General features: G+C 56.7%; 19 protein-coding genes and 1 riboswitch. Of the genes, 8 read left to right on the top strand and 11 right to left on the bottom strand.

Translation table 11 applies throughout. From position 1 onward, the window contains the following. Window positions 1-3: 3 nt before the first annotated feature. The 3 genes from V6N02_RS04125 (at window position 4) to V6N02_RS04115 (ending at window position 3,731) form a co-directional block, all read left to right on the top strand. Window positions 4-1,824 (top strand): HsdM family class I SAM-dependent methyltransferase, encoded by a 1,821-nt coding sequence (locus V6N02_RS04125; protein ID WP_371224220.1) that lies wholly within the window; start codon window positions 4-6, stop codon window positions 1,822-1,824. A gap of 144 nt (window positions 1,825-1,968) precedes the next feature. After that, window positions 1,969-3,021, top strand: a complete 1,053-nt coding sequence (locus V6N02_RS04120; protein ID WP_371224219.1) for a hypothetical protein — start codon at window positions 1,969-1,971, stop codon at window positions 3,019-3,021. Next, entirely contained in the window at window positions 3,018-3,731 is a 714-nt protein-coding gene (locus V6N02_RS04115; protein WP_371224218.1) for a hypothetical protein, read from the top strand. Before V6N02_RS04120 ends, V6N02_RS04115 begins: the two co-directional genes overlap by 4 nt. Before the next feature lie 165 nt (window positions 3,732-3,896). Here V6N02_RS04115 and V6N02_RS04110 read toward each other — a convergent pair whose 3' ends face one another. The 5 genes from V6N02_RS04110 to V6N02_RS04090 form a co-directional block, all read right to left on the bottom strand. Then, window positions 3,897-5,000, bottom strand: a complete 1,104-nt coding sequence (locus V6N02_RS04110; RefSeq protein WP_371224217.1) for a tyrosine-type recombinase/integrase — start codon at window positions 4,998-5,000, stop codon at window positions 3,897-3,899. Window positions 5,001-5,105: 105 nt separating this feature from the next. Then, window positions 5,106-6,146, bottom strand: coding sequence for a FecCD family ABC transporter permease (locus V6N02_RS04105; RefSeq protein ID WP_371224216.1), 1,041 nt, complete (start codon window positions 6,144-6,146; stop codon window positions 5,106-5,108). Window position 6,147: 1 nt separating this feature from the next. Further along, window positions 6,148-7,095 (bottom strand): ABC transporter substrate-binding protein, encoded by a 948-nt coding sequence (locus V6N02_RS04100; protein ID WP_371224215.1) that lies wholly within the window; start codon window positions 7,093-7,095, stop codon window positions 6,148-6,150. A 12-nt stretch (window positions 7,096-7,107) separates the two neighbouring features. Then, entirely contained in the window at window positions 7,108-7,890 is a 783-nt protein-coding gene (locus tag V6N02_RS04095) for an ABC transporter ATP-binding protein (RefSeq protein WP_371224214.1), read from the bottom strand. Further along, window positions 7,887-8,291 carry a DUF1636 family protein gene (locus V6N02_RS04090; RefSeq protein WP_371224213.1) on the bottom strand — a complete coding sequence of 135 codons (405 nt, stop codon included), beginning with the start codon at window positions 8,289-8,291 and terminating at the stop codon, window positions 7,887-7,889. The genes V6N02_RS04095 and V6N02_RS04090 overlap by 4 nt, the downstream gene beginning before the upstream one ends. A 100-nt stretch (window positions 8,292-8,391) precedes the next feature. After that, window positions 8,392-8,610: riboswitch (cobalamin riboswitch) on the bottom strand. 267 nt (window positions 8,611-8,877) lie between these two features. On the opposite strand from V6N02_RS04090, the gene V6N02_RS04085 reads away from it, so the two are divergent. From V6N02_RS04085 to V6N02_RS04070, 4 genes are all read left to right on the top strand, one after another. Continuing rightward, window positions 8,878-8,997 (top strand): recombinase family protein, encoded by a 120-nt coding sequence (locus V6N02_RS04085; RefSeq protein ID WP_371224212.1) that lies wholly within the window; start codon window positions 8,878-8,880, stop codon window positions 8,995-8,997. Then, window positions 8,994-9,227: a recombinase family protein gene (locus V6N02_RS04080; protein WP_371224211.1), complete on the top strand. Its 234-nt coding sequence runs from the start codon at window positions 8,994-8,996 to the stop codon at window positions 9,225-9,227. Before V6N02_RS04085 ends, V6N02_RS04080 begins: the two co-directional genes overlap by 4 nt. 589 nt (window positions 9,228-9,816) lie before the next feature. After that, the gene (gene aroQ, locus V6N02_RS04075) at window positions 9,817-10,260 is read left to right on the top strand and encodes a type II 3-dehydroquinate dehydratase (RefSeq protein ID WP_371224210.1); all 444 of its coding nucleotides are present in this window, start codon (window positions 9,817-9,819) and stop codon (window positions 10,258-10,260) included. Next, window positions 10,257-11,012 (top strand): LuxR family transcriptional regulator, encoded by a 756-nt coding sequence (locus V6N02_RS04070; RefSeq protein WP_371224209.1) that lies wholly within the window; start codon window positions 10,257-10,259, stop codon window positions 11,010-11,012. The genes aroQ and V6N02_RS04070 overlap by 4 nt, the downstream gene beginning before the upstream one ends. 323 nt (window positions 11,013-11,335) lie before the next feature. On the opposite strand, the gene V6N02_RS04065 is transcribed toward V6N02_RS04070, so the two are convergent. The 6 genes from V6N02_RS04065 to V6N02_RS04040 form a co-directional block, all read right to left on the bottom strand. Continuing rightward, complete coding sequence (locus V6N02_RS04065) at window positions 11,336-12,517, bottom strand: patatin-like phospholipase family protein (RefSeq protein WP_371224208.1); 1,182 nt, start codon at window positions 12,515-12,517, stop codon at window positions 11,336-11,338. Between the two features lie 8 nt (window positions 12,518-12,525). Next, on the bottom strand, window positions 12,526-13,647 hold the full coding sequence (locus tag V6N02_RS04060; RefSeq protein WP_371224207.1) for a serine/threonine protein kinase: 1,122 nt from the start codon (window positions 13,645-13,647) through the stop codon (window positions 12,526-12,528). Between the two features lie 228 nt (window positions 13,648-13,875). Next, window positions 13,876-14,610 carry a DUF3592 domain-containing protein gene (locus V6N02_RS04055; RefSeq protein WP_371224206.1) on the bottom strand — a complete coding sequence of 245 codons (735 nt, stop codon included), beginning with the start codon at window positions 14,608-14,610 and terminating at the stop codon, window positions 13,876-13,878. Between the two features lie 181 nt (window positions 14,611-14,791). Further along, entirely contained in the window at window positions 14,792-15,667 is an 876-nt protein-coding gene (gene tsf / locus V6N02_RS04050) for a translation elongation factor Ts (protein ID WP_371224204.1), read from the bottom strand. An 82-nt stretch (window positions 15,668-15,749) separates the two neighbouring features. Then, window positions 15,750-16,601, bottom strand: coding sequence for a 30S ribosomal protein S2 (rpsB, locus tag V6N02_RS04045; protein WP_371224203.1), 852 nt, complete (start codon window positions 16,599-16,601; stop codon window positions 15,750-15,752). 155 nt (window positions 16,602-16,756) lie between these two features. After that, window positions 16,757-17,167: a hypothetical protein gene (locus V6N02_RS04040; protein WP_371224202.1), complete on the bottom strand. Its 411-nt coding sequence runs from the start codon at window positions 17,165-17,167 to the stop codon at window positions 16,757-16,759. An 84-nt stretch (window positions 17,168-17,251) separates the two neighbouring features. Between V6N02_RS04040 and V6N02_RS04035 the strand changes: the two genes are divergently transcribed. After that, a complete protein-coding gene (locus V6N02_RS04035; RefSeq protein WP_371224566.1) occupies window positions 17,252-18,130 on the top strand; it encodes a PfkB family carbohydrate kinase in 879 nt (292 codons plus the stop codon). The last annotated feature ends 3 nt before the right edge of the window (window positions 18,131-18,133 follow it).

Raw genomic sequence — 18,133 nt, 5'->3', positions numbered from 1 at the left:
GGCATGGTTGATCTCAAAGCCAATGCAACTGCGTTTGGGGCCGACCTTGAGTCGCTACATCTGTTCGACGACGACAGCCCTGAATTGCTGCCCTACGCGACGTTGCTGACCGCCCGGCGCGCTGGTGACGAGGATTTGCGCATAGTCAGCGCCGTCTATGAGTGGCAAGGGGCACCACTAATCTTTCTGGTAGACGCTGACTCTGTCACAGATGACCGGCAACTCCACCGTATCAGACGCCTGCTCGCGATGCGCGGTGATGCGCCATATCTTGGGCTGATCGCGCCAGGGCAACTCAACGTTTACCGGCTCGCACTTGATCGCAAGACTCCGGCGGAAGCTGGTGTTGATTGGGGCGCCGACAGAGATGAAAAATCCACTGCCTTTCCTCGTCTCGGCAACATCCGTCCGCAAGCCGAAATCAACAAGCGCAACTGGATTTCGAATGTTGTCCTCAATCTTCTCACGGGCTCAATCGACGCATTGATCAAAGCTGGCGGTGTTTCGGACGAGGACGCCATATCGCTCGTCGGCCGGGCATTGTTCACGCGCTTTCTTGCGGATCGCCATCTACTACCAAAAAGTATGGTAGGCGAAACGTCTGCTGCCAACCTGTTCGACAATCGCTCAGCTGCTGAGAAGACATCCACTTGGCTCGACAAGACCTTCAACGGAGATCTCCTGCCACTCTCCGACGAGATCTTCTCGCACCTTCCGGACAACACATACAAGGTTTTGGGCGATGTACTCCGGCGCGCGCCCGACAGCCAACTTTTTCTGGGTTGGGAGGAGAAGTGGGATAACCTCGACTTCTCACACATCCCGGTAGGTGTCTTAAGCCAAGCCTACGAACTCTATTTGCGCAATCACGCACCATCCCGACAGCGCCGCGAAGGTGGATACTATACACCGCGGTCTATAGCGGATCTCCTCGTTCGTGCGTCCTTCCGCGCCTTGGAACGACAAGAAGCGAGCCATGAGGCTCGCGTTCTCGATCCAGCAGCTGGAGCTGGTGTCTTCCTCCTCACGGCATTTCGCGAGTTGGCTGCGGCGCGGTGGCGCATCGAGGGACAACGGCCCGATACAGCCGCCCTCCGCTCCATTTTGGATGATCAGCTTGTCGGTTTTGACATTAATGAGGCTGCGCTCAGGTTCGCTGCCCTAGGCCTTTATCTGATGTCGATCGAACTCGATCCGAACCCACGACCGGTCGACAAACTTCGCTTCAAGAATCTGCGCGGCACAGTCTTGCACTTGATTTGGAGCGAGGAAGAAGTTGAAGGAGCGGCGCTTGGGAGCTTGGGGCCGCTGGTAAGCGATGCGCATATCGGCAGATACGATCTGGTTTTAGGAAATCCTCCTTGGGCGAGTGGTACGGGTCTTCCCGATTGGCACTTCGTAAGCGCGAAAGTCCGGGAAATTGCGATCGATAGAAAGATCTCAATATCCGCACCGCCGCTTCCAAACGAAGGGCTCGACATACCCTTCATCTGGCGAGCCATGGAATGGGCAAAACCAAATGGGCAGATTGCGTTCGCCCTGCATGCGAGACTCCTATTTCAGCAGGGCGATGGCATGGCGGAAGCTCGCCAGGCTTTATTCGAGGCCCTCGATGTGACCTCTGTTATCAATGGAGTGGAACTCCGTCAGACCAAGGTCTGGCCTGAAATCACAGCTCCGTTTTGTCTAATGCTGGCGTCGAACAGAACTCCAGGTTTGAGCGCCGGCTTCCGCCTTATCAGTCCCAAGATCGAGGACACGTTAAACGATTCAGGAAGCATGCGGATCGACGCGCTCAATGCGGAAGTTGTGCCACCTCGCTAGCTCTTCGAAGTACCAGAAATTCTAAAAATTCTCTTTCGGGGAACTAAGGCCGATCTTGGTCTTGTCGAGCGTATTCGTACTCAAGGATTTCCGACGCTGAAAGAGTTTTGGAAAGAAGCAATAGGAATTGGCGAGCGTGGGCAAATGCGCGGTAGTGGCAACGGCTATCAGAAATTGCGCAATAGCAGTCGCATCCGGAAAAATGGCGATGGTAAACCTGGTGTGGATGCGAGCTATTTGAATGGTCGCCACGAGATAACTGCATCTTCGTTCACGCGTGTGTCCACCGAAACGCGCAATCTGGGTCTTTTTTCGCAGGATCGCATCCATGACCCGCGGTCGCTGGACCTGTTCGGCGGACCGCTTCTTATAGTCCACGAAGCCCCGCCTGTAATGACCGGTCGCATTGGAGTGTCGGTTTCTGACAAAGACGTGGTCTTCAACCAGAGTTTCTATGGATATAGCCCACTCGGATTTTCCGAGGCGAAAATCCTGGTTCGATATCTTGCCCTCGTGTTTGGAAGCGAGCTTGTCACGTGGATTGCTCTGATGACTAGCGGTCGGTTCGGCGTCGAGAGAGAAGCAATCGAGAAAGCAACGTTGGACAGGATACCGATACCTGATTTCAGAAAGCTGACGCGCTCACAAAAGGAAGAAATCTCAACTCTCTTCGAGGGCCTAAAGACAAGCGAACAATCCTGGGGAGAAGTAGATCGGTGGGTAGCAGAACTCTACGGGCTTGGCTCTCGAGACCTACAAGTCATTTCCGATACGCTCCAGTTTAGCCTGCCATATGCGCAAAATAAGCGAGATGCGCAGGCCAGTCCGACGAAGAAAGAGCAAGCACGTTTTTGTTCGGTGCTTGCCACGGAATTACAACCTTGGTGCGAGCGGTTTGGATCCAAGGTCTCTGTTTGCCGAATCGATTTACCGGCCAGTTCACCGTGGTATGGGATCAAAGTGCAAACGGCGTATGCCGATAATGGAACATCGGCTGGCGAAGACGATTGGGAAGGCCTGATGCGCGCGGCAGACGATGCGGCGGCATCAGAAGTGATATTAAGAGATCGCGAAGGAGCCTTGTTGATTGGTCGACTTGCACAGCGACGCTACTGGAGCGAAACGCAGGCTCGCTTACTTGCACAACGCATTGCCTGGTCACACATCGATTTGCTTCACAGGAAGGTGGACGCATGAGGGCGGCGACAATTCGCCCCCGCGCAGATCAGGTAGCCGAACTTACCCGCGGCATCGATTTGCCACTGCCCGAGGTCTCAGCTCTTCATCTTGAAATAGTCGCTGAAGGCCTACTGAAGGCATTTAGCGACATTCGCGTGACCGCGCCGACGACGGTGAAATCTGGTAGCGAGGCGGAAGTAACGGCACTTCTGGAAGCACGCTTGAACGCAATGATCCAAGATGATCCGCTGTGGAGACAGCTGGTCTTGTGCGTGGCGCGCGGGAAAGAGAGCATCAGCTATGATGGTTCACATCTGGAAAAACGACCCGATCTGTCGATATTCCTATCGGACGCGCATCGAGGCTTTCCGCTCATCGTTGAAGCAAAGATTATCGACGGGGCAAATTCGAAAACCGAAGCTCTATATTGCGACAACGGCCTACGCCGTTTCGTCGACGGCGAATATGCCTGGGGCAATCGTGAGGCATACATGATTGCCTACGTTCGAGATGGTTCGTCTATCGACAGTAAGCTGACGCCATACTTGTCCCATGCGATGGAACAAACGCCCTCGAAGTATCTCGTCGAAGGTCCTCCCTTTGCTGTCGGGCCAGATAATGTGGATTTGGCGCGCTCGCAACACGGGCGCAGCTTCCTTTACGGCAGTTCGTCCGCGCCGCCGGCGGAACCCGGACCTATTTCCGTTTGGCATCTATGGCTCACGTAAGAATGCAACCATGAGTGATTTGCAGATGAGGGTGGTGTCTCGACTTTGTTAATGGCGTGAAACACTAGTGCATTTGGCTCGAAGGATACTAACCGTCAGATATGACGTTTAATGCTGGTATAGCTGTCAAATATGACGGTTAGTGACAGGCATCGAGAACGACGGCTAACTGCACGGCCGCGCTTCGATCAGCATTTCGTTGATTGCGCTCCTTCGTGTCTGCCGGTCAAGCGTGTAGGTATTCCGTCTGAACTCAACCCCTTCGAGAAGCGCTTTCACGTAGCCTGAAACAGTGTCGGCAGCCATGATCAAGGTCGAATCGAGCGTGTGAACATACTTGCTCGTAACTGAGCCTTTGGCGTGCCCGATCAGCGCGGCGATGGTGATTTCAGTGAAACCAAGGTCATTGGCGATGCTGGCGAAGCTATGCCGCAGCACGTGGGGTGTCACATCCCAGAGCGGCGTGTCGGCGAAGAGCTTCTTCCAGCTCTGCGGAAAGTTTCCGACGGCGTTGTCCTCGCCTTGGCCAGGAAAGACGAACGTCCCATCCCGTTTCAAGCGCGCGGCCTCGAGATAGTCGACTACCGGCAAGCCGACCGGTCGTACTGATGCGCCTTCTTTGCTATCTTTCAGACGCAGGCAACTGCCTTCGATGTCGACCTCGCTCCACCGCAGATTGATGATCTCGCCACGCCTGCAGCCGGTCAGGGCGATGAGGCGGAGGATCTCGGCGTGGATGCCGAAGTTGCTGTCATGCTGCACGTCCTTAAGAATGCGACCCAGCGTCCGGTACTCCGCTTCACTCAGTCGTCGATCCCGCACCTTGTATCGCGGCTTCTTTAGGCCGTGTGTCGGGTTCTGATCAATGATCCCGGCTTCGATTGCGTAGGTGAAGATGCCGCCGAGGAGGCCCATGGTGCGGATGGCAGTGCCACGTCCGCCGCGCACGATCGCTTTGCCACGGAGCTTCTCCGTCTTCATAACGACGCGCGTCTTTCCGGCGATGATGTCTTTCATCAAATTGTTCATGTCCGGTTTGGTGATGTCCTTGATCCTCCGCGTGCCGAGCAAGGGGATGATGTGGCGGCGGATGCGACCTACGTCGGTCGCGACAGTAGTCGCCTTCTTGGGGCGCCCGCCTTTGCCGAGAACAAGGCCTGCTTCCATGTCGGCGATGTACTGTTCGCAGAGCTCCCGCACGGTCACCGCACGGCGTTCCTCTTCTCTTTCGGCAGCGGGGTCTTCTCCCTGAGCGATCTGGCCAAGCAATGCCTTTGCTTCAGGTGCGCCACTCCCAAGTCCATTGTTTTATCTTCGCATAGCCCCGGGATTGCGCTGATGGTGAAACCAACGTTCTCTTTCGGGGTTTTGGGATCAGCCCGGGCGTTGTCTCAGCAACCAGACAAAGAACAGCCCACCAATCAGTCCGGTCACGATCCCGATTGGCATGTCGTCAGGGGCCATGATTGTACGTGCCAGGATGTCAGACCAGAGAAGATAGATCGCTCCAAACAACGCTGAGGCAGGCAGAACCCGGGCGTAGTCGCCCCCGACCAGCAAGCGGACGATATGCGGGACCATCAGGCCGACAAAGCCGATAATGCCTGAAAAGGCCACCATCACGCCGGTGATCAATGCGCCTGTCATGAAAATCATCAACCGGAAACGGGCGACGGGAATGCCAAGGGTTGATGCGGTTTCATCGCCGATGGTCATGGCATTTAGATTGCGGGCGTTCAGCCAAAGATAGCTGCCGCACAACACCAAGATCACTAGCGGATAAATCAACTGGCTCCATTGTGCCAAACCCAACCCACCAAGCATCCAGAAGACCACTGTATGTGTGGCGCGTGGGTCGCCCAGAAAGATCAGAAGGTTGGCAAGGGACATGACGATGAACGACACGGCCACACCTGCCAAGATCAGGCGATCTGCACTGGTGGCCGAGGCAAATTGCGACACACCCAACACCAACAGTGTCGCCCCAAGCGCACCGAGGAAGGCAAACAAGGGCACCGTCAGAAGCCCAAGGAACATACCGGTGTGTAAAAGTGCCAGAATGGCGCCAAACGCACCGCCCGCCGAAATGCCCAGCAGGTGTGGATCGGCCAACGGGTTGCGCGTGACCGCCTGAAGACTGCCACCGACCATGGCCAGCCCCGCACCCACGAAGCAGGCCAGAAGAGCGCGGGGAAAGCGGATATCCCAGACGATAGCCTCGCGCCCGGCGGACCAGTCTTGCGCGATGGTGCCCGGGGCAATCTTGTTGATCACAATGCCCCAGACGGTTGGCAGGGGCACAGATATGGCCCCCACGCTGATGGCAACAGACATGGAGAAGAGCAGCAGGACAAGCCCACCGCCCGTCACAAAACGGAAACTGGTGCTGCGGCTGTCTGCTGCCCTTGCAATCATCTCATTGGTCCCGGAAAGCCGTGGCGAGAGTTTTCACCGCCTGGATGTTGCGCGGGCCTGGTGTGGCTTCGACATATTCCAACGTTACGAAACGGTCGTTCTTCACGGCATCCAGATCCGCAAAGGCTGGATTAGATGTCATGAAGTTGCGTTTTTCCTCGGCGGTCACCTCGCCGTAGTTCACGATTACGATGACCTCGGGATTGCGTTCAACCACGGTTTCCCAGCCCACAGTGGCCCAGCTTTTTTCGAGATCATTCACGATGTTGGTGCCACCGGCAGCCTCGATCAAAGCATTTGGCATGGCGTAACGGCCTGCCGTGAACGGAACGTCCTCTCCGCTGTCATAGACGAAGACACGCGGGGCCTCGCTCAGTGGGGAAAGGCCAGCCGTGAAATCGGCCAACTCGGCGCGGTAGCCTTCCACCAGGCTTTCAGCTTTGTCTTCAACGTTAAAGATTTTGCCCAGATTCAGCAGGTCGTTATACACGTCGTCCATGCTGGCGGCGGCTTTTTCACCGATGTGAATGCAGCTTTCCGTCAACTCATAGACCTTGATTCCGAAGGGCTCGAGCGTCTCGGGTGTCACCTCTCCGCCGACCTTCATGCCATAGTTCCAACCTGCGAAGAAGAAATCGGCATCCGCGCCGATCAGCACCTCTTTGCTGGGATACTTGGCAGACAGCTCTGGCAGTTCCTCAACCCCCGCCGTCATGGTTTCGTCCAGCGTTTTCCAGCCCGAAATGCCGGTGTATCCAACCATCCGGTCGGCCAGACCCAGCGCCAGCATCATTTCAGTCAGGTTGACGTCGTTCGAGATCGCGGCCCTGGGCGGCTCATTAAATGTGACTTCACGGTTGCAACTTTGCACGGTGGTTTGCGCAAACGCGGTTGTTGTCATCAAGGCAAGCAAAGCGCCCGATACAGTCGAAGTACAGGTCAGTTTCATCAGGGTTTTCCTTTAGTTCGGCAGATGAAATGAAAGATGCTGGTTATTGCTGCGGCTCAGCGTCTCACGTTGGGCGGTGACCCGGAATGTCCGGGACACCGATGCTTCGCTCAGCACCTCTTCGGGTGGGCCGAAACCCTTGCAGTGTCCGCCCTCAAGCAAAAGAACCACATCGCAGACTTGGGCCGCCATGTTCAGGTCATGCAGGGACACGACAATCGTCAGGCCCAGGGTGCGGATCAGCGACAGAATTTCAAGCTGATGGCGGATGTCGAGATGATTGGTCGGTTCGTCCATCACCAGCACCCGGGGCTGCTGCGCAAGCGCGCGCGCCACCATCACCCGTTGCCGTTCACCGCCCGATAGCGTGCCAAGGTCTCGGTATATCAGATGTTGAAGATCCATGCGGTCTATGGCCGCGTCAACAATCTCGGCGTCCCGCGCGCCGGGGGTCGAAAACCCCAGCCGGTGCGGCGTACGCCCAAGGGTAACGATGTCGTGCACAGTCAGCCCGAATGCACCAGGTTGCTCTTGCAGGACGGCCGCGACTTTGCGTGCCGCGGCACGCGGTGAGAGGGACCAGATATCCTCGCCATCCACCAGGATCCGCCCGGATGTTGGCTGTTGGTAGTGGTAGATCATGCGCAACAGCGTGGATTTACCCGCACTGTTGGGCCCAACCACGCCCAGCACCTGCCCGGGCTGAAGTTCGAAGCTGACTGGATGAAGCAGGCGGGGCAGAGAACTATGAGGCGCCCAGCTGATATCGTCCGCGACAAGGCTTGCGGCACTCATGACAGGCGCGCCTTGCTGTCTTCTGGGGCAAGCATCATGGCCGGAACCCGTGCCAGTGTATGCGTGCGCAACTTACCGGGTCGCTCAATCGCAGAACACCAACCATCCCCCGGAACTGCGTATTGCCGGGCAAACGCAACAAGGTCGTCAATATCCTGACCGGGCTCTATATCCCCGAACAGATAAGTGGCCTTGCGCGTGCTGTGGTAGGCAACCGTGCAAGGATGCTCACAACCTGCCATGCAGGCGGTGCCCGAGATTTCGAACGTTTCGGTGATCGTGTCACCGGCCGCATCGATGGCCGCGCGCAGCCGTTCGATCAGCTCATAGCCGGGATGACAGCTGTCGCTCTTGTGCTTGCACGATGTGCAGATGGTAATTCTGTGACTTGGTACGCCCATGTCGCCCTCCGCGATGGCGCGGGGCAAGCACAGGTCGATTTTCACACGGTTCAAACCGTAAAGCCATCATGGCCTCCTGTCCGGACACCCCGCCCAGGTTGAAGTTACATCTTTGATGGCAGGTCTCCTGACTTGCGGGTTGTCGCTTGCCCGAACCTTCCCAAACGCTGCGCGTTCAGTGGTGTTCATCGAGTTCGCTCGCCGCTCACAGTTGCGGGGGCAGTCACGGTTTTGGCGCCTGTTGGCTATTCCTCACCGTATTCCCTTTTCATTCCGAAAGCGCATTTGTCTTCCGAAAACCATCTGGGATCATTTCAGACAATAACTTCTCCAAGTCAATAGAATTACGGCATGCCGATTTCCGGAAATGGGGAAGGGCCATGATGTGCTTCAAAGCCGCCATGAAAGGGAAGATAGCCAGGGGCAGCTTTGTTCCGCAAATCGGTCATTTTGGCGCGATAAGGCGAGAGTCTAAATTGTATCAAAACTCATCATATTCGCACCAATGGGGCAGGGCCAAGATAACAACGCTCTGATGTGGTGCATATATCCGGTGCATATTTGCTGCATCTGATAGGCGCGGAATATGCTTATTGGTTACGCCAGAGTGTCCAGTCATGGGCAATCCCTTGATCGCCAGCTACGTGCCTTGAACGCCGCCAGTCTCGACAAGATTTTTCGCGAGAAGGTATCTGGAAAACTGTGAGGGGTCGGCCTCAGCTGGAATGTGCAATTGACAAGCTTGGGGCAGGGGGAGTGTTTGTGATCGCTGAGTGGAATAGGGCAACCCGATCTATGATTGATGGCATCACCATCATCCAGCGGATTGCGGATCGAGGTGCCTGCGTGAAAGTTCTGGACAAACCCTGGCTCGATCTGGCCACGCCGATGGGCAAGGTGAATTCTGGCTTTTCTCTCCGCCCTTGTCGAAGATGAACGAGAACGTATCACGCCGCGCGGGAATGAAGGCCGTGAAGGCACGGCCCAAAAGAGCGTCAGGTTTGGACGTAAACAAAAGTTGTCCGAGCATCAGCGCCAGCTCGCCCGTGAACGCATTGCCAACGGCGAGACTGCAGAGCCATTGCGCTAGACCTCGGTGTTGCTCATACGACGCTTTCAAGGTTGAGCTGACCAGCAGGGCGCATATGCCGCCGTGCCGTGGAGATTTCCTTCCAACGCAGGAAATACGCCAATGACTTAATTTTTGAATTCAGGGGGATATGTGTCTCAACAATTCAGTCCCATTATACAGATGATCCGACACATGCGCCGCGTTACAATCGTAAAAAGCGCATAATCAGTATTATGTAAATATAATATAAATGATGATTTGTAATTAATTTAGCATTTACAGAATGATACGGGATAAAGTTAACGCAATCTGGTTCGGCGGGATGATGGTCTGCCTCTGTCTTCTGCTTGTCCGAACTTAACTCCCGGGCTGGCTCCCTCAAGTCTTTCTTTTCGACTGGCCTCGACAGATGCAGCGCTGAGAGTCTAAGACTTGATCCAAAGGACACGCATTATGACATCTATTTTGATTTTGAACGGACCCAACCTCAACCTGCTGGGTCAGCGTCAGCCAGACGTTTATGGCTCGACCACGCTCGACGATATCGAAGAGATGAGCCAAGCGAGCGCCAAATCGCTAGGCGTCGCCCTCGCCTTTCAGCAACATAATAGTGAAGGCGTTCTGGTGGATCAGGTTCATGCGGCGCACGGTGTCCATGATGGGATTATCCTGAATGCGGGTGCGTATACGCATACGTCGATCGCACTGATGGATGCGATCAGTTCGGTGGAACTGCCGGTCATCGAGCTGCATCTGTCCAATATTCACGCCCGTGAGGAATTCCGCCACACCTCCTATATCGCCAAGGTTGCGCTTGGCGTGATCTGCGGGTTTGGTGCCCAAGGGTATTTGCTTGCGCTGCAGGCCATGGTCGAACATCTGAAGGCGCGCGGATGATCACGACAGACCATCTCAAGAAACTGCTGAATTCGCCGACGATCGAGGCGCTGTGGGATATGCATACGCGCCAGATGGCCGAATACGGATTTGACCGGCTGATCTATGGCTATACGCGCTATCGTACGGCAACCAGCCTTGGCGATCCGGATGATTTCGTGTTGCTGACCAATCACAAGCCGGAGTTTACCGATGTGTTTATCGGCGAAGGCCTGTATCATCATGGGCCGATGGTGCGTTGGGCTCTGGATCATGAAGGCGCGTGTTCGTGGTCGGTGATGCAGGAGATGGTCAAGTCGGGCACGCTGAGCGATCAGGAGAAGAAGGTCGTTGAATTCAACCAGCAACAAGGTGTTCTGGCGGGCTATTCTATCAGTTTCAAGTCGGTCTCACCACGCTCCAAGGGTGCGATCGCGCTGACAGCGCGCGCCGGGCTGAGCCAGGCTGAGGTGGACAGCATATGGACTGAACATGGTGATGATATCGTGGTGTTGAACAACATCACCCATCTGCGCATCCTGTCCCTTCCCTACAACGCACCCGGTCGGTCCCTGACCAAGCGCCAGCGTGAGGTGCTGGGTTGGGTTGGGGACGGTAAAACCGTGCAGGATATTGCCATGCTGCTGGAGTTGACGCCCGCCACAATTGAGAAACACCTGCGTCTTGCGCGCGAAGCACTCAGCGTGGAAACCACTGCTCAGGCTGTGTTGAAAGCGTCGTTTCAGAATCAAATGTTTGTGCTGGACGGTTAAATCCGGGCAAAAACGGGCATTTTTCCAATAAAACTGTAATTTTATCCTTTGGTAAGGAAACCCATACTTTCGTTACGCGACGTAAAGTTGCAATCTAAGTATGTTCCGTGAGTGGTGGCTTTAGCCTGGGAACATCGGGTCAGACCTCTGAGATAGCAGAGCTCTCTGATCTGCCGGTTACACCGGATGTCAGTCACTGGTCTTATTGTTCGGGTTGGTGGCTGACGCTTACTGCCTGCCGTTTCATCCCTGTTCTGACGGGCAGTATTCACGCGGTGCTGTCTTGTTTTGGGGGCAGCACCGTATTCTTCGGCATCAATGCCCTATTCAAGATAGTGGGTCAGATTGCTGTCCCATCTGTCCTCGCGCCCGTCCCGCAAGCCAACCTGATACAGTTTTGCCATATATACAGGGTCAAAAAGCTCGGTGGGCGTTTCGCTGAAATCCTTGGGCAGGATCAGTGTGTTTACCGAGAACCCATCGCGTCTGGCCAACGCCACGATCTGTCCGATGTCCCCGACGGTCTGCGACTTGATCAGCAGACTGACCGTGCGTTCCACCAATCGTGGCAGTCGGGTATTTTGCGGTTCATAGCGCGGATAGATACTTTTGTTCTGGATCACCCAGATTGTATTATCCCTGTTGGCGAGTCCGACATCCCGCAGAAGACGTTTCATCGGAACTTCGACGGGATAGACGAACACCTGTTGCGTCAGGCCGCCATCGACGTGCAATTCTTCGCGCAGACGCTTGCCATCACTTACCTCGATAGCAATCGGTTCGAACAGGACCGGGATTGATGCGGAGGCCAAGATAACCCGCCGGATCAACGCATTTGCTTCGGGGGTACCGATCTGGGCCATGCGCCCGATATCCCAGATAACCGGTCGTTCGGAATCGATATTGGTGGTTCCCACGAAAAGATCGCGCCCTTTCGCGGCCTCGCGTCCAATGTCGGCAATCACATTATCGTTCAGCTCACGTGCAATGGCAGCCGCCAGAGGGGCCGTATCGGCCACATACCCGCCGTCAATCAACGCCCTCAGAATCCGAAAACGGGCAATCTGCCGGGTTTGCGTCCTTGTGTAAAAACGTTCGAGGGCGGGGTCGTATTGCTGCCCCAGAAAGGCAAAAGGCGCGATGATCGCGCCGGTCGATATCCCCGTGACCATGTCAAAATCCGGGCGGCTGCCGGTGGCGCTCCACCCGGCCAGCACCCCTGCCCCATAGGCGCCACCTGCCCCACCACCCGAAAGCGCCAGAATGTTCAGGCCACCATCCTTGGGAAAACCGCCGACCCGCGCCCGGTATTCGCTGATCAGAGCCGCAGTGTCGCGCCCGAACTCATCGCCATAGACGCGGATATCCCTTGGCATGCCAACGGGATGAAACGCCGCTGCACCGGGTTCCGGCACCGCAATCGCGGTGCGGTCATGGTACGCGCAGCCCCCAATCCCCAAAACAAACACGCAGATCGCAAGATGTTTCAAACGGGTCCGGGGCATCTCGGCACTCACAGATTAGGGAAGTAATCCTCGCAGTTCCCTTCGCGATACACGTCTGCCGTGCAGCAATGCAAGCCCCCACCAAAGGCATAGGCATCCCTTAGCTCGACCGGAATCACCTCTAGGCCAAGTTTGTCCATCTGTTCGGCCTGATAGACCTCGGAAGCTTCGACACAAACGGTCCTTGGATCCAATACCAGCACGTTCATGGACAGCCACGTCGAGGAATAGCACAAGGGCGGCGGCGTGTTATGCGCAGGCTGCGCGGCATCCACGATCTCCCAGTCATTGTCGTTGAACATCTTGCGCTGTTCGTCGGGCAGACGGCGTTGCGGATTGTTCAGGATCAGGCCCGGCCGCAGCGGCGTAAAAGTGGCGTCGATATGGATCGGGTATGGATCGCCGGGGAAATTCACTGCATGAACGCGGTGATCCGGATAGTGACGGCGTAGCCATTCGATCCCTTTGAGGTTGGTGGTGAAGCCGTGCTGCACCACCAGATCCCGGCCAAAGCGCAGGACATCGGCAGCGTCAAATAGCGGCTCTTCTTCGGTGGTGACAAAGAATTTCTCGGCCGTCCATTTCAGGCGCTTTTCCACGCCGGTTTTTTCGGACAGATAATCAGGGTGATAATCGGCATCCGTCAGCCGCGGTTTCGGCGCGCATTCATGGCGGAAATTCGGGTCTTCGTCGAAATACCGCTGCATCAGGGGCCGGTAATTCAGGTACTCAAACCAACGGCAACGATAACTCATCGTGGCTTCCAGCATCTCGCTGCCCACGGTCAGCAGAACATCGCGCGGGGGCATACACCCGAACTGGCTGTCCGTGTGAAAATCCGGCGTGGTGGCGGGCAGAGAGTGATCAATCGGCGTGGGGCGATCCACGCGGATGCCGCGCTTTTCCAGCAGGGATGCGAAATTGTCCAAAAGCTCGTTGGCGCGATCAATCGTTTCCTGGGGCCGCCTGCCCCATTGTCCGCGCATATCGCTGTCCTCGGGCACCTTAGCATCCAGCGCAGGTTCCTCGGGCGGGATGTGACAATCATCGGCACGGCCAACAATCACATGGCGCAACCTGTCCCATTCATTCCAGCTGTTGACGATGGTTTTCTCAGGTCTCCACGCCATGCTGCGTCTCCTTGATTGACGGAGACGAAGGCCGGTCCCCTCAATCCCCCGATTGAAAGCCCCGGCGTACAGGAACAGTGAAACGGCAAGAGGTCCTATGCCCTCTGGCGACGCCATCGCCATTGCCCGAACAAAGTATAACAGCGCTATTCAGACAGAAAAGGCGGTTCATGTGGTCAACAAGTGATTTCAGCTAACAAATGTCTGACGATCCAGACGTTTGGGGTGCTATGTGCCTTCACGATCACCGATATCCCCTGCCCACCAGCTGCGCTTGTCTCCATGAAAGACAAGCAAAGTGTCGCCGGGTCTGAAGCCCATCAACTTATCTGCCTTATGCAGAAGGCTTCGACCTTCGCGTCCCGCTTTGTCGCGCCATATCAAGCAGTATCCATCGCCAGGACCCCACCAGTTCTTTTTGCGCACCTCAATCAGTTTGACCTCTTTGCGTTGGCCATGATTTCTTGCTCGGATTGCGCCCATGACTCGCCTTCCGTAGAACAAAGCCCCCAATAGAACAGCGAGGACGGATATCCACATCAGCCTACGCATAAAATGCCCCTTGCGCAGATTGCTACCTTTGGACACTTCGATTTTTTGAGGATTGCTGCGTAGGTAGGTCACATCAATCACCTGTCCCGGCTCAGCCGCGTTGTATTCGGAGTATTCCACGCGGCTTTTCAGGGAAATGGTTTCCCCGGCGTGCGTCTCGTATTCAAGATCGAGGATGAAATACGTTTTATTGTCGCCGCTGGCATTCCGTTTTCTTTCTGAATACTTTTGAACCACGAGTGCGTTGGCGACTTCTCCCTCTTCGGCAAACTGTCGAGCTGAGACCAAGGCCGGTTCACTGAAAAACCAGAACATAGCGACCCAGGACATGAAGACCATGACAGTGGTTCCACCAAGTTTGAAGAAAAGGATGAACAGCGATTTGGGAGGGTAAATGATAGGGTGCGACATATCTTCTAGCTGTGATTGAACTGTTCGATGAACAAGGTGGAATTGTCGCGCAACTTTCCCATTGCCGGGTTGTATCCCTTTTTGGAAACTCGCCAAATCAGCATGCATCGAGAAGTGCATGTTGGTTCAACAAAAAAGGGGCACCCGATTTGATGCCCCTTTTCTTTGGTTTGAAGAAGGCTCAGCCGCCAGCCGCTTTGGCGACTTCCTCGGCAAAGTTTTCTTCTTTTTTCTCAATGCCTTCGCCCACTTCCATGCGGACGTAACCGGTGATCTCGGCACCGGCCTCTTTGGCGGCGGCCTCGACCGTCAGGTCAGGGTTGATCACGAAGGCTTGGTTGACCAGCGTGACCTCGGCCATGAATTTCTTCATGCGGCCAACGATCATCTTCTCGATCACCTGCTCGGGCTTGCCCGATTCACGTGCGATGTCGATCTGAACCTGCTTTTCCTTCTCGACGACGGCGGGGTCCAGTTGCTCTTCGTTCAGGGCGGCAGGGTTGGTGGCCGCGATGTGCATGGCAACCTGTTTGCCAAACGCCTCGTCGCCGCCTTTCAGGGCAACCAGAACACCAATTTTGCCCATACCAGCGGTGGCGGCGTTGTGGACATACGCCACAACGGTATCGCCTTCCAGCGCGGCCATGCGGCGCAGCGACATGTTTTCACCGATGGTGGCTACTTTGGCGGTGATGGTGTCGGCAACAGATTTGCCACCCATATCCGCCGCGGCCAGTGCCTCGGTGTCGTTTACACCCATGGCAACGCTTGCCACGTCCGCGACCATGCTTTGGAACTCAGCGTTCTTCGCGACAAAGTCGGTTTCCGAGTTCACTTCAACCGCGACACCGCGACCGCCATCTACTTTCACAGCAACAAGGCCCTCAGCAGCGGTGCGGCCGGATTTCTTGGCAGCCTTCGCCAAACCTTTGGTGCGCAGCCAGTCAACAGCGGCTTCCATGTCGCCATCGGTTTCGGTCAACGCTTTTTTCGCGTCCATCATGCCTGCGCCGGTGCTGTCGCGCAGTTCTTTCACCATTCCAGCAGTGATCGCCATCTCGGCTCTCCTCAAATTTACGGATCAGTCATGGGCGCAGGTTTCCCCGCGCCCCGTATCAGTTTTGCGAAACCCCGAAGGCTTAGGCTTTTGCTTCCTCAGCAGGGGCTTCTTCCGCAGGCGCTTCGACAGGTGCCTCTTCCGCTACAGCTTCGGCTGCGGGGGCTTCAGCAACGGCCTCTTCCACGACAACTTCTTCCACAGGGGCCTCTTCCATCGCACCCAGGTCAACGCCAGCCGCGCCCATTTGGGCCGACATGCCATCCAGGGCTGCGCGGGCTGCCAGATCACAATAAAGAGTGATCGCACGGGCCGCGTCGTCATTGCCCGGGATGATGTAATCGATCCCGTCGGGCGAGCAGTTGGTGTCAACCACGGCCACAACCGGGATGCCCAGCTTGTTGGCTTCGGCCACGGCCAGTGCCTCTTTGCGCACGTCGATGACGAACAGCATATCAGGTGTGCCGCCCAGCTCGCGGATCCCGCCAAGCGACGCTTGCAGTTTGGTTTGGTCGCGTTCCATGCCAAGACGTTCTTTCTTGGTCAGGCCTTCGGCACCGCTTTCCATCGCTTCGTCGATGTCTTTCAGACGCTTGATGGACTGCGATACGGTTTTCCAGTTGGTCAGCGTACCGCCCAGCCAACGGTGGTTCATGAAGTACTGAGCCGATTTTTCGGCGGCTTCGGCGATCGGCCCTGCGGCCTGACGCTTGGTGCCGACGAACAGAACCCGACCACCTTTTGCGGTGGTTTCGCGGATCGCGTGCAGCGCCGCGTCCAGCATCGGGACGGTCTGTGTCAGGTCGAGAATGTGAATGCCGTTGCGCGCGCCATAGATGAACTCGCCCATACGGGGGTTCCAGCGTTGCGTCTGGTGGCCAAAATGTACGCCTGCTTCAAGCAGTTGGCGCATGGTGAACTCAGGTTGAGCCATGTCCGTTTCCTTTCCGGTTTAAGCCTCGGTACGGGATGAGAAGCATTTGCTTCAACCGGTGGACACGAAAGGGATGTCTCCCCCAACGGCCCGCCCATACCTGCGGAGTTAGTGGCGCGCGTATAGCCCGGCGTGTCAGCGTGCGCAAGCCCCTTTCAGGACAAGGGTGTGACCCGCCAAAAGACGAAACTTTGATCCAAAGCGGCCTTGTCCTTAAGTGACACAGATACCTCGATCCCCTGCCCCGTGAACTGCCGGATCAGATAGCTGTCCGGGTGGTTCACGTCCGGCGCATTTGGCGTTGCGCTGATATCGCCGAAACACGCGGCTGAAATCTGTTCGATCTGTGCATACAACGCCTCGGCGGCCGCCGCGCGATAGTCAAACCCCCATCTGCAGTGCTGGCTGGTCTGCCCCGATTGACTGAGGCTGGTGGCACAGACCGGGTTCGGCGCAATCCGGGCCGCAAGCGCGTCAAGCGGCGCAGAACCCGGGCAATGATCCTGCGCCTGCACGGCGGACGCAAGGATCAAGCCGCTCAGCAAGGAAAGGAAATGGCGTTTCATACCGCCAATCTGGCACAGCATACGTCGACTGTCAGGGCCAAATCGGCCTTGCGTGCCTTTGCCATCCGGGTCAAAACCGCCCGCATGAGCGATCTTCTTTGCATCGGCAGTGTTCTCTGGGACGTGATCGGACGCACCGCCAGCCATATGAAACCGGGGGCGGATGTACCGGGGCGGATTCTCCGCCAGCCCGGCGGCGTGGCCTTGAACATTGCCATGGCGCTCCGCCGCTTTGGTCTGTCCCCTGCCCTGCTCAGCGCTGTCGGGCGCGATGAGGCGGGCGAGGAGTTGATCCGCGCCTGCGATCTGATGGAGCTCGACACCGCGCATATCTATCGCTCGGATGATTTGCCCACCGATGTCTATATGGCCGTCGAGGCTGCAAACGGCCTGATCGCCGCGATTGCCGACGCGCATTCGCTAGAGGCTGCAGGCGCACGTATTCTGACCGCGCTTAGCGATGGGTCACTGGGCTCGGCCAAGCAGCCCTTTGCCGGCGCCGTTGCGCTGGATGGCAATCTGACCGAGGCGCTGCTGAGCGAGATCGCCACTGGCGATGTTCTGGCCAAGGCCGACCTGCGCCTCGCCCCCGCCTCGCCCGGAAAAGCGCAACGCCTGCTGCCCTTCCTGACTCACGGACAGGCGGTGCTTTATGTCAATCTGGAAGAAGCCGGATTGCTGTGCCAAACCAGTTTCACCCGCACATCCGACGCAGCCGAAGCCCTGCTGGTGCGTGGGGCAAAACGCGTGTTGATCACCGACGGGGCCAACCCGGCTTGTGATGGTGCGCCTTCGGGACTGATCACCGGACAGCCGCCACAGGTGCTGGTGACCCGTGTCACCGGTGCGGGTGATACGTTCATGGCCGCCCATATTGCCGCCGATCTGGCTGGCGCAAGCCGCGAGGCCGCGTTGGAACGCGCCTTGCAGGCCGCGGCCGCCCATGTATCAGGAGAGGCCTGAGCG

Origin of the sequence: Roseovarius conchicola (assembly GCF_041403425.1) — a bacterium.
In the GTDB taxonomy this organism is placed as follows: Bacteria; Pseudomonadota; Alphaproteobacteria; order Rhodobacterales; family Rhodobacteraceae; genus Roseovarius; species Roseovarius conchicola.
This window is presented reverse-complemented; position numbering and strand designations above follow the sequence as displayed.